The sequence below is a fragment of the Salsuginibacillus halophilus genome, from assembly GCF_003014715.1.
Taxonomy (GTDB): Bacteria; Bacillota; Bacilli; order Bacillales; family Marinococcaceae; genus Salsuginibacillus; species Salsuginibacillus halophilus.
Genome location: NZ_PYAV01000019.1, coordinates 22125 through 34797, shown reverse-complemented (window position 1 = coordinate 34797; position 12673 = coordinate 22125). Strand labels below are relative to the sequence as shown.

Here is a 12673-nt window from a genome sequence, read left to right as displayed (position 1 = left end):
GAGAGCCCCGTTTTTTGAGAAAATTAAGCAGCAGATTGCAATTATAAATGTGCCAATCTGTGGCATATAGTGTCCACTTTATTGACAGGAGTCCATCACGCTCCAACTTGCTTGCGCCTGCTCCATTTTCCGCGATCTGCGCTCCATTTCTGGGGGCGGCCGCTCCAGTTTTCAAATGACGAGTTTCTTCTATATAATAGGCCACTATAGGAAGGTGCCACTTAACTGAAGACTGCTCCTCTATGATTGGGCGTTCGGACTCTCCGGTTGGGCGTTCACTCTCTCAACTCCATAAGAAAACCCCCGGGCGTCCCCGGGGGTTTTCGAGCTAGCTAGCTATGGTTTAAGAAACTACTCGATGATCTCAGCAACAACGCCGGCGCCTACTGTACGGCCACCTTCGCGGATGGAGAACTTCGTGCCGTCTTCGATCGCGATTGGTGCGATCAATTCTACTGTCATTTCAACGTTGTCGCCAGGCATTACCATTTCAACGCCTTCAGGAAGGTTGATAACGCCAGTTACGTCCGTTGTACGGAAGTAGAACTGTGGACGGTAGTTTTCGAAGAATGGTGTGTGACGGCCACCTTCGTCTTTGGAAAGAACATAAACCTCAGCCTTAAACTTTGTGTAAGGCTTGATGCTGCCAGGCTTCGCAAGTACCTGACCACGCTTGATGTCTTCACGGTTTACACCGCGGAGAAGCGCGCCGATGTTGTCGCCTGCTTCTGCATAATCAAGAAGCTTACGGAACATCTCAACACCAGTAACTGTTGTTTTACGAGCGTCTTCATCGATACCGATGATTTCGATCTCGTCACCTACGTTTAGGACACCACGCTCAACACGGCCAGTCGCAACTGTACCACGGCCAGTGATGGAGAATACGTCCTCAACAGGCATCATGAATGGCTTGTCTTTGTCACGATCCGGTGTAGGGATGTGCTCGTCAACTGCAGCCATCAATTCGATGATCTTGTCTTCGTAGCCTTCGTCGCCTTCAAGAGCTTTAAGCGCAGAACCTTGTACGATTGGAAGATCGTCGCCAGGGAAGTCGTACTCGGAAAGAAGGTCACGTACTTCCATTTCAACGAGTTCAAGTAGCTCTTCGTCGTCGACCATGTCGCACTTGTTAAGGAATACAACGATTGCTGGTACGCCAACCTGACGGGAAAGCAGGATGTGCTCACGAGTCTGCGGCATAGGGCCGTCAGCTGCGGATACAACTAGGATCGCACCGTCCATCTGTGCAGCACCAGTGATCATGTTTTTAACGTAGTCAGCGTGGCCTGGGCAGTCAACGTGTGCATAGTGACGGCTTTCAGTTTCGTACTCTACGTGTGCAGTGGAGATAGTGATCCCACGCTCACGCTCTTCTGGAGCACCGTCGATTGCGTCGTATGCCATAGCTTCACCTTCGCCGGAGCGCTTCTGAAGTACAGTTGTGATTGCTGCTGTCAAAGTTGTTTTACCGTGGTCAACGTGACCAATTGTGCCAATGTTCGCGTGCGTTTTCGACCGGTCAAATTTTTCTTTTGCCATGGATATTTCCTCCCTTAATTTCAGGTAATTTTTTATAGAAGCAGGAAAGGTAAGACAAACCTGCCCACCTTCCTCAGCTTACAATAGATGCCATGCTGTGACAATCAAAATCAAGTGATTTATGCGCCAGCGTTCTTCTTGATGATCTCTTCAGAAATACTCTTTGGTACTTCTGCGTAGTGATCAAAGAACATGGAGTAGTTTCCGCGACCTTGCGTGATTGAACGCAAGTTAGTTGCGTAACCGAACATTTCAGAAAGCGGAACGAAAGCTTTGATGTGCTGTGCGTTACCGCGTGCTTCCATGCCGTCTACGCGACCACGGCGGGATGTGATGTCACCCATAACGTCGCCCATGTAATCTTCTGGAACGATGACGTCTACTTTCATGAGCGGCTCAAGAAGTACTGGATCACAATGGCTCTTCGCTTCCTTCAACGCCATGGATGCCGCAACTTTGTACGCCATTTCGTTGGAGTCAACATCGTGGTAGGAGCCATCGAACAATTTAGCTTTTACATCAATCAATGGGTAGCCTGCAAGCATGCCGTTCTGCATTGATTCTTCAAGACCTTGTTGTACAGACGGAATGTATTCACGCGGTACAACACCACCGACGATTTTGTTTTCAAATTCAAAGCCTGCACCTTCTTCGCTCGGGCCAAGCTCAACCCAAACGTGACCGTACTGACCGCGACCGCCGGACTGACGGACGAACTTACCTTCAACGTTTGCAGTTGTGCGAAGCGTTTCACGGTAAGATACTTGCGGTGCACCGACTGTTGCATCAACTTTAAACTCACGCTTCAAACGGTCAACAATGATATCAAGGTGAAGCTCACCCATACCTGCGATGATCGTCTGACCGGTTTCTTCATCCGTATGCGTCTGGAATGTCGGGTCTTCATCTGCAAGCTTTGCAAGTGCCATACCCATTTTGTCCTGGTCGGCTTTTGATTTCGGTTCAACCGAAAGCTTAATTACCGGCTCAGGGAATTCCATAGCTTCAAGGATAACTTGATTTTTTTCATCACAGAGTGTGTCACCTGTGGATGTATCTTTCAAGCCGACACCTGCACCAATTTCACCAGAGTAAATCGTGTTTAGCTCTTCACGGTGGTTGGCGTGCATCTGAAGAATACGACCAACACGTTCACGCTTGTTTTTCGTGGAGTTACGTACGTAAGAACCAGCGCTTAGCTGACCGGAATATACGCGGAAGAATGTTAGCTTACCAACGTAAGGGTCTGCCATAACTTTAAATGCAAGCGCAGAGAACGGCCCTTCGTCACTTGCTTCACGTGTTGTTTCTTCTTCTGTATCAGGCAAAATACCATTGATCGCCGGAACATCCAGCGGGGAAGGCAAGTAATCGATAACAGCATCAATCATGAGCTGAACACCTTTGTTCTTAAATGCAGAACCTGCAAGTACCGGGAAGAACTCAACGTTCAATGTACCTGTACGGATTGCATTTTTAAGCTCACCTTTCTCGATGTCTTCACCTTCAAGGTATTTCATCATCAAGTTTTCATCGAATTCAGCAACAGCTTCAACAAGCTTCTCGCGGTACTCTTCTGCCTGCGCTTGATATTCTTCAGGAATTTCGCGCGCTTCAGTACGTGTACCGAGATCATCCGTGTAATAGAATGCCTGCATATCAATTAAGTCGATGATACCTTCGAACTCATCCTCTGCACCGATTGGCAGCTGGATTGGCTGTGCATTTGCGCCAAGGCGCTCTTTGATTGTGCCACAAGAGTAAATGAAGTCTGCACCGACTTTGTCCATCTTGTTGATGAAAACAATACGTGGTACATGATATGTTGTCGCCTGGCGCCACACAGTTTCTGTCTGTGGCTCTACACCAGATTGTGCGTCAAGAACAGCTACAGAGCCGTCAAGAACGCGGAGGGAACGCTCAACTTCTACAGTAAAGTCGACGTGACCCGGCGTGTCAATAATATTAATACGGTGGTCTCTCCAAGAAGCGGAAGTAGCCGCGGAAGTGATCGTGATTCCGCGCTCCTGCTCCTGAGACATCCAGTCCATTTGGGAAGCCCCTTCGTGGGTCTCCCCAATTTTGTGGATGCGGCCCGTATAATAAAGAACACGCTCCGTGGCTGTCGTTTTACCGGCATCAATGTGAGCCATGATCCCGATGTTACGCGTTTTTTCTAAGGAGAACTCCCTTGCCATAGCTTTACTTTCTCCTTTCTTCCATCGAAGAGTGGTTTCTTTAATTTATACAGGAGGCTGTACTTACCAGCGGTAGTGAGCGAATGCTTTGTTCGCTTCTGCCATGCGGTGCGTATCTTCACGCTTTTTGACAGCTTGCCCTGTGTTGTTTGCTGCATCGAGAATTTCGTTTGCCAAACGCTCTTCCATGGTTTTTTCACCACGAAGACGTGAATAGCTTACAATCCAACGCAATCCAAGCGTTGTACGACGATCTGGTTTAACTTCTACCGGTACCTGGTAGTTAGCGCCACCAACACGACGTGCTTTAACTTCAAGAACAGGCATAACGTTTTTCAGAGCCTGATCAAAAATCTCCATTGGATCTTCACCGCTGCGCTCCCGTACAATTTCGAAGGATTTATAAAGGATGTTTTGTGCTTTACCCTTTTTACCGTCGAGCATAATACGGTTCACAAGGCGAGTCACCAATTTCGAGTTGTAAAGCGGATCTGGCAGAACTTCCCGGCGAGGTGCTGGACCTTTACGAGACATAGCGCCATTCCTCCTTTCGTTTTTAAATCACATTAAACATGCATTACTTCTTCTTCTTCTTACCGCGCTTCGTACCGTACTTCGAACGGCCTTGCTTACGGTCTTGTACACCAGCTGTATCTAGTGCGCCACGCACAACGTGGTAACGTACACCCGGAAGGTCCTTAACACGGCCGCCGCGGCAAAGAACAACGCTGTGCTCCTGCAGGTTGTGGCCGATACCAGGAATGTAGGCAGTTACCTCAATTCCGTTTGTCAAACGAACACGAGCATACTTACGAAGGGCCGAGTTCGGCTTCTTCGGTGTCATTGTACCGACACGTGTGCAAACCCCGCGCTTTTGTGGGGCAGACTGGTTCGTCTGGATTTTCTTGTAGCTGTTATAACCTTTGTTCAACGCCGGCGCGTCAGACTGCTTTTGCTTAGACTCACGGCCTTTGCGTACCAATTGGTTAATAGTAGGCATGTTGTTTCCTCCTTTCGATCGTAGTAATCAAGACCACCGAGCCAGGTGGTTCAAACAAAGACAAAAGTAAAGTTTTTGCGTCCAGGAGGGGGCTGCGCCCCCTCACCGGAGCAAAAACAGAACTACTTTTTCAGTGCGACAACTGCCGCTCCGACATCTATGCCGCATGCCCTGCCGAGTTTCTTTTTTGAAGACACCCATTGCACAGGAACTTGCTCTGCTTCAGCAGCTGTGATGACGTTGTTTATAATATTGCGCTCAGCATCTTCGGCCGCAATGACTTCGGACACTGCTTGCGCCTCCAAAGCTTTTAATGATTGTTTCGAACCGATAATCACTTCTTTGGCCTGTGTCACTTTTTCATAAGACATCGACATCCTCCAAAGGACAGGTGTTAGGCGCACTTAGACATAATATCACTGGTTCAAGTGGATGTCAACACTATTTTTATTCCTGAGTAACTGCTTTTTCACCTGCGGTACTACCGGCTTCAATGACCTCACCATCGCCTTTGTTCGCTTCAAGCTGGCGGTAGCGCATCATACCGGTACCTGCCGGAACAAGTTTTCCGATAATCACGTTTTCTTTCAAGCCGAGTAGTTCGTCGCGGCGCCCTTTGATTCCGGCATCGGTCAGGACACGTGTTGTTTCCTGGAAAGATGCTGCCGACAAGAAGGAGTCGGTTTCAAGGGACGCTTTTGTGATACCGAGAATGACTGGTGCACCAACGGCCGGCTGACCTTTGTCTTCAAGTACACCGACGTTGGCATCGTTGAAGTTTTTCATTTCAACAAGTGTGCCCGGAAGAATATCCGTTTCACCAGAGTCAGTTACGCGGATCTTACGCAGCATTTGACGGACCATGACCTCGACGTGCTTGTCGCCGATTTCAACACCCTGCATGCTGTAAACTTTCTGTACTTCTTTCAGGAGGTAATCTTGAACAGCCTGGATGCCACAGATTTTAAGAAGTTCTTTCGGATCGATTGAACCTTCTGTAAGCGGTGAACCAGGTTCTACCTCTGTGCCAACTTCCACTTTCATCCGCGCGCCGTACGCTGTAGTGTACGTCCGGGATTCAATGTCGCTTTGCACAACGATTTCCTTCTTATCTGAATGCTCGCGAATATCTTTGATCGTACCGAAGATTTCGCTGACAGTTGCTTGACCTTTCGGATTACGGGCTTCAAAGAGCTCCTGAATACGCGGCAAACCTTGCGTGATATCGTCGCCGGCAACCCCGCCGGTGTGGAATGTACGCATTGTCAGCTGGGTACCCGGCTCACCGATCGACTGCGCGGCGATGATGCCGACAGCTTCGCCGACTTCAACGTCGGAGCCTGTTGCAAGGTTACGACCGTAGCACTTTTTACATACACCGTGGTGCGTATCACACGTGAACACGGAGCGGATGTTAACGCTTTTGACTCCAGCATCAACAATCGTTTTCGCATCATCTTCGTGCATCAGCTCACCTTGGCGGATCAGCACTTCATCTGTTTCAGGGTGGCGCACCGTTTCAAATGCGACACGGCCAACAAGACGATCGTGCAGATTTTCAATAACTTCGACACCTTCTTGAAGCGCGGAGACGTTCAAGCCGCGGTCTGTGCCACAGTCATCTTCGCGGACGATGACATCCTGGGCAACATCAACAAGACGGCGGGTGAGGTAACCTGAGTCCGCTGTTTTCAAGGCGGTATCGGCAAGACCTTTACGCGCACCGTGTGTCGAAATAAAGTATTCAAGAACCGTTAAGCCTTCACGGAAATTGGACGTGATCGGAAGCTCAATGATTCGTCCGGATGGGTTAGCCATCAAACCACGCATACCAGCGAGCTGCGTAAAGTTCGACGCGTTACCACGTGCACCGGAGTCACTCATCATAAAGATTGGGTTTGTCTCATCAAGCGTACCCATTAAGCGTTCCTGGATCGTGTCCTTGGCTTCGCCCCAGATACCGATGATGTTGTTATAACGCTCTTCCTCGGTAATTAAACCGCGGCGGAAGTTTTTCATCACACGAGAGACTTTTTCTTCAGCATCATCAAGCAGCTCCTGCTTATCCGGAAGAACTACAACGTCGGAAACGCCGACCGTAATTCCAGCTTTTGTGGAGTAATAGAAACCGAGGTCTTTCATGCGGTCAAGCATTTTGGACGTTTCGGTAATCTGGAAGTTTTTAAAGACTTCCGCGATGATGTCTCCAAGAAAGCCTTTCTTAAACGGCGAAACGGTATCGCGGCTTGCAATCTCTTGGCGTACATCCGTTTCCTGTTCCAAGAGATACTTTTCTGGAATCGCTTTTTCAAGGTTTTCTGCCGTCGGTTCGTTTACATACGGGAACGACTCCGGCAAAATCTCGTTAAAGATAAGCTTACCGATCGTTGTTACGAGAAGCTTTTGGTTCTGCTCTTCAGAGAAAGCAGATTTATTGAGCGATCCAGCTGGCAGTGCCACACGGCTGTGCAAGTGCACATAACCATCTTGGTAAGCAGCCAGGGCTTCAGCAGTATCTTTAAAGATCATACCTTCGCCTTTGGCATCACTGCGCTCCATCGTCAAGTAATAGTTACCAAGAACCATATCCTGGGATGGTGTAACAACCGGTTTGCCATCTTTCGGGTTAAGGATGTTTTGGGCAGCCATCATTAAGATGCGTGCCTCTGATTGTGCTTCAGCAGAGAGCGGCACGTGAACAGCCATTTGGTCACCATCAAAGTCGGCGTTATAAGCCGTACATACGAGTGGGTGAAGCTTAATGGCGCGGCCTTCAACAAGCACCGGTTCAAACGCCTGGATTCCAAGGCGGTGAAGTGTCGGTGCACGGTTGAGAAGAACCGGGTGCTCTTTAATGACTTCTTCAAGCACATCCCATACTTCCGGCTGTACGCGTTCTACCCGGCGCTTTGCACTTTTAATGTTATGTGCATCGCCACGACGGACGAGTTCGCGCATGACAAACGGCTTAAACAGTTCGAGCGCCATTTCTTTTGGCAGACCACACTGATACATCTGCAAACTAGGGCCAACGACGATAACGGAACGACCGGAATAGTCAACACGTTTACCGAGCAGGTTTTGACGGAAACGTCCCTGTTTACCTTTCAACATGTGTGACAAGGATTTCAGTGGACGGTTACCTGGCCCTGTTACCGGACGTCCGCGGCGGCCGTTATCGATCATAGCGTCTACCGCTTCCTGGAGCATCCGCTTTTCATTTTGCACAATGATGCTTGGTGCACCAAGGTCCAAAAGACGCTTTAAGCGATTGTTACGGTTAATAACGCGGCGGTACAGGTCGTTTAAGTCGGACGTGGCAAAGCGTCCGCCGTCCAGCTGAACCATCGGACGAAGCTCCGGCGGAATGACCGGGAGCGCATCCATGATCATCCAGGCCGGGTTGTTACCGGAATGACGGAAGGCTTCTAGTACTTCCAGGCGTTTGATCGCACGGGTACGACGCTGTCCCTGCGCGGTTTCCAAGTCTTCTTTCAACATACCTACCTCTTTTTCGAGGTCAATATCGCCCAAGAGCTTGCGAATCGCTTCAGCACCCATCTGTGCACTGAAACCGCGGCCGTACTTATCGTAATAGGAGCGGTATTCTTTTTCTGAAAGGAGCTGCTTGTATTCAAGCGGTGTATCGCCTGTTTCTGTAACAACGTAAGAAGCAAAATAAATCACTTCTTCGAGAGAACGCGGCGACATATCCAGCACAAGGCCCATCCGGCTTGGAATGCCTTTGAAATACCAGATGTGTGAAACCGGCGCTGCCAGTTCAATGTGCCCCATGCGCTCACGACGGACTTTGGCGCGGGTAACTTCTACACCGCACCGGTCACAGACAACGCCTTTGTAGCGCACGCGCTTGTATTTACCACAGTGGCACTCCCAGTCTTTGGTTGGACCAAAAATGCGTTCACAAAACAAGCCGTCTTTTTCCGGTTTCAACGTTCTGTAGTTAATTGTTTCTGGCTTTTTAACTTCGCCGTGAGACCAAGAACGGATCTTTTCAGGCGAAGCAAGACCAACTTTCATGTATTCGAAGTTATTGACATCGATCAAGGGGTCAACCTCCCTTTCCAACTTTTCAGGTTGTCCGAACAATACGCACAATTACAGTGAAAGCGAAGAACAGCGAACCCCCGAGGGGGATCCGCTTCCTTCAATTACGCCGTGTGAAATTTATACGTTTTCGCCAGATTCAAGCTTTAAGTTCAACTTTTCGCTCGGGTCATCATCTTCTTCGTCGTCAAGTTCATGCATTTCAATTTCTTCTTCCGTGCTTGAAAGCATTTTCACGTCCATACCGAGGCTCTGAAGCTCCTTGATTAATACTTTGAAGGATTCAGGAACGCCCGGCTCCGGTACGTTTTCCCCTTTAACGATCGCTTCGTACGTTTTCACACGGCCGACAACATCGTCGGATTTCACAGTTAAGATTTCCTGCAGGGTGTAAGCTGCGCCGTAGGCCTCAAGCGCCCATACCTCCATCTCACCGAAACGCTGACCGCCGAACTGGGCTTTACCGCCAAGCGGCTGCTGCGTAACGAGGGAGTACGGTCCGGTTGAGCGAGCGTGCAGCTTATCATCAACCATGTGCGCCAGTTTAATCATATACATGACACCGACAGACACGCGGTTGTCAAACGGCTCACCGGTGCGGCCGTCATACAGCATTGTCTTACCATCGCGGGCAATACCGGCTTCTTCAAGCGTTTCCCACACGTCTTCTTCGCGAGCACCATCAAATACTGGTGATGCCATGTGCAGGTCAAGCTTGCGTGCAGCCATACCAAGGTGAAGCTCAAGCACCTGGCCGATGTTCATACGAGATGGTACACCGAGTGGGTTAAGCATGATATCAATCGGCTCGCCGGTCGGCAGGTACGGCATGTCTTCTTCCGGAAGAATCCGGGAGATAACACCCTTGTTTCCGTGACGTCCGGCCATTTTGTCACCCTCATGAATTTTACGCTTCTGCACAAGGTAAACGCGGACAAGCTGGTTGACCCCTGGTGAAAGTTCATCGTCATCTTCACGGTTGAAGATCTTCACATCCAGCACAATGCCGTCACCACCGTGCGGTGCCCGGAGGGATGTATCGCGAACTTCACGGGCTTTTTCACCAAAGATTGCGTGAAGGAGACGCTCTTCAGCTGTGAGCTCCGTCATGCCTTTTGGTGTAACCTTACCGACGAGAATATCGCCGTCTTTAACTTCCGCACCAACCCGGATAATGCCGCGCTCATCCAAGTTCTTCAGCGCTTCTTCGCTGACATTTGGAATATCCCGCGTAATCTCTTCAGGTCCGAGCTTTGTATCGCGCGCTTCAGATTCGTATTCTTCGATATGCACCGAAGTATATACGTCATCTTTCACGAGACGCTCACTCAAGATGATGGCATCCTCGTAGTTGTAGCCGTCCCACGTCATAAAGCCGACGAGAACATTACGGCCAAGCGCCATTTCTCCATTGTCCATGGATGGACCATCAGCTAGGATCTCGCCCTGCTCAACGATCAAGTCTTCATGTACAATCGGACGCTGGTTGTAGCTCGTCCCCTGGTTGGAACGAATAAACTTGGACAGATTATAACGGTCAAGGTCCGTTTCAACCTCATTACCATCAACAAGTTCAATCCGTCGAACTGTAATTTCTTTCGCACTGACACGCTCTACGCGGCCACGGTGTCTAGCAAGGATCGCTGCACCGGAGTCTTTCGCAGAAACGTACTCCATGCCGGTACCAACAAGCGGTGCTTCCGGCTCAAGCAAAGGTACTGCCTGACGCTGCATGTTCGCACCCATCAAAGCACGGTTAGAGTCGTCATTTTCCAAGAACGGTACCGAAGCCGTTGCAGCTGAGACAACCTGCTTTGGTGAAACGTCCATGTAGTCGATCTGCTCGCGCGGTACAACCGTGTTTTCACCACGGAAGCGGGCAACGATGTTCTCATCAGAAAAACGACCATTTTCGTCAAGCTGGGCGTTTGCCTGTGCGACAACGTAGTGGTCCTCTTCATCTGCTGTGAGATAATCCGCTTCTTCAAGCACAATCCCTGTTTCACGGTCAACGCGGCGGTAAGGGGTTTCCATAAACCCGAACTCATTAACTTTCGCATAAGAAGAAAGCGAGTTAATTAAGCCGATGTTTGGCCCTTCCGGCGTTTCGATTGGACACATACGCCCGTAGTGGGAATAGTGTACGTCACGAACTTCAAAGCCTGCGCGTTCACGTGTCAAACCGCCTGGTCCAAGCGCAGAAAGACGACGCTTGTGCGTAAGTTCAGCCAATGGGTTGGTCTGGTCCATGAACTGAGACAACTGGGAGCTGCCGAAAAACTCTTTAATTGAAGCGATCACCGGGCGGATGTTAATAAGCGCCTGCGGTGTTAAAGAGCCTTGGTCTTGGATTGACATGCGCTCACGAACCACACGCTCCATACGGGACAATCCGATACGGAACTGGTTTTGCAGCAACTCGCCAACAGAACGAAGGCGGCGGTTACCAAGGTGGTCGATGTCGTCGGTCTGACCAACACCGTGCAGCAGGTTAAAGAAATGGTTCACTGCCGCGACCATATCTTCCGGCGTAATGTTTTTCACATCACGATCCATTTCCCCGTTACTGATCACATTGATCGTGCGTTCGCCGTCTTGGTCATCCGGGGCATAAATCTTGATGGATTGAACGGTAACATCCGTTTCATCAAGGACACCACCGGCGACTGAGAACTTGCGGAAGCCGACATTGCTTTCAAGATAAGGCATAAGTTCATCGAGCTTCGGACGGTCGATGAGCGCACCTTCTTCTGCAATGATTTCACCTGTTTCCGGATCAGCAAGCGTTTCAGCAAGACGCTGATTGAAAAGACGGTTCTTCATGTGCAGCTTTTTATTGACTTTGTAACGTCCGACATTTGCAAGGTCATAACGCTTTGGATCGAAAAAGCGGGTATTTAACAAGCTTTTCGCGTTATCAACCGTCGGCGGCTCACCAGGGCGGAGGCGCTCGTAAATTTCAAGCAGCGCTTTTTCTGTGCCGTCGGTGTTGTCTTTTTCAAGAGTGTTGCGCAAATACTCCTCGTCGCCGAGAAGATCAATGATCTCCTGGTCCGACGCGAACCCGAGCGCACGCATAAGAACGGTCGCTGGAATCTTACGGGTACGGTCAATCCGTACGTACACAATATCTTTTGCGTCGGTTTCGAGCTCAAGCCAAGCGCCACGGTTTGGAATTACCGTTGCTGTGTAGCCTTTCTTACCGTTTTTGTCGAACTTCTGACTGTAGTACACACTCGGTGAACGTACGAGCTGAGAAACGATAATCCGCTCGGCGCCGTTAATGATAAAAGTACCGGTGTCAGTCATAAGTGGGAAGTCACCCATAAATACTTCCTGCTCTTTCACTTCACCAGTTTCTTTATTCATTAGACGCACTTTCACGCGCAGCGGCGCCGCATAGGTCACGTCTCTCTCACGTGCTTCATCAACCGAATACTTCGGTTCTCCGAGGCTGTAATCGATAAATTCCAAAACCAAGTTACCTGTAAAGTCTTCAATCGGCGAAATGTCCTGAAACATCTCGCGGATCCCTACGTCCAGGAACCATTGGTACGAAGCTGTCTGAATCTCAATTAAATTCGGTAGATCCAGAACTTCGTTAATCCGCGCATAGGATCTTCTCTGGCGGTGACGTCCATACTGAATGAGTTGACCTGTCAACTGATTCACCCCTCAACACTCGCGTATTCTCCGCCGCCTGCAGGTTTTATTCACCCTCGTACGGCAAGCCGTGGGATAGTTATATCTTAACTGCCCAAGCGTGCATAAAATCACTGCGCGCCCGGGCAAGCTACCACCTAATTCTTCATTCTCACTTAGTCAGAAAGAATGAAAACATGACAAAAAGCGATTATCGTATTGT

The 12673-nt window shown here is 49.5% G+C and carries 7 protein-coding genes; all 7 read right to left on the bottom strand.

Annotated features, from left to right (window positions below):
• Positions 1 to 351: 351 nt before the first annotated feature.
• Positions 352 to 1542, bottom strand: coding sequence for an elongation factor Tu (tuf, locus tag B0H94_RS14355; protein ID WP_106589953.1), 1191 nt, complete (start codon positions 1540 to 1542; stop codon positions 352 to 354).
• 119 nt (positions 1543 to 1661) lie between these two features.
• The gene (fusA, locus tag B0H94_RS14350) at positions 1662 to 3740 is read right to left on the bottom strand and encodes an elongation factor G (protein WP_106589952.1); all 2079 of its coding nucleotides are present in this window, start codon (positions 3738 to 3740) and stop codon (positions 1662 to 1664) included.
• 63 nt (positions 3741 to 3803) lie between these two features.
• The gene (rpsG, locus tag B0H94_RS14345) at positions 3804 to 4274 is read right to left on the bottom strand and encodes a 30S ribosomal protein S7 (RefSeq protein ID WP_106589951.1); all 471 of its coding nucleotides are present in this window, start codon (positions 4272 to 4274) and stop codon (positions 3804 to 3806) included.
• A 43-nt stretch (positions 4275 to 4317) separates the two neighbouring features.
• Positions 4318 to 4740 (bottom strand): 30S ribosomal protein S12, encoded by a 423-nt coding sequence (rpsL, locus tag B0H94_RS14340; RefSeq protein ID WP_106589950.1) that lies wholly within the window; start codon positions 4738 to 4740, stop codon positions 4318 to 4320.
• A gap of 122 nt (positions 4741 to 4862) precedes the next feature.
• Positions 4863 to 5111 (bottom strand): 50S ribosomal protein L7ae-like protein, encoded by a 249-nt coding sequence (locus tag B0H94_RS14335; RefSeq protein ID WP_106589949.1) that lies wholly within the window; start codon positions 5109 to 5111, stop codon positions 4863 to 4865.
• 76 nt (positions 5112 to 5187) lie between these two features.
• The gene (gene rpoC / locus B0H94_RS14330; protein ID WP_106589948.1) at positions 5188 to 8808 is read right to left on the bottom strand and encodes a DNA-directed RNA polymerase subunit beta'; all 3621 of its coding nucleotides are present in this window, start codon (positions 8806 to 8808) and stop codon (positions 5188 to 5190) included.
• A gap of 120 nt (positions 8809 to 8928) precedes the next feature.
• A complete protein-coding gene (gene rpoB, locus B0H94_RS14325; RefSeq protein ID WP_106589947.1) occupies positions 8929 to 12471 on the bottom strand; it encodes a DNA-directed RNA polymerase subunit beta in 3543 nt (1180 codons plus the stop codon).
• Between the last annotated feature and the right edge of the window lie 202 nt (positions 12472 to 12673).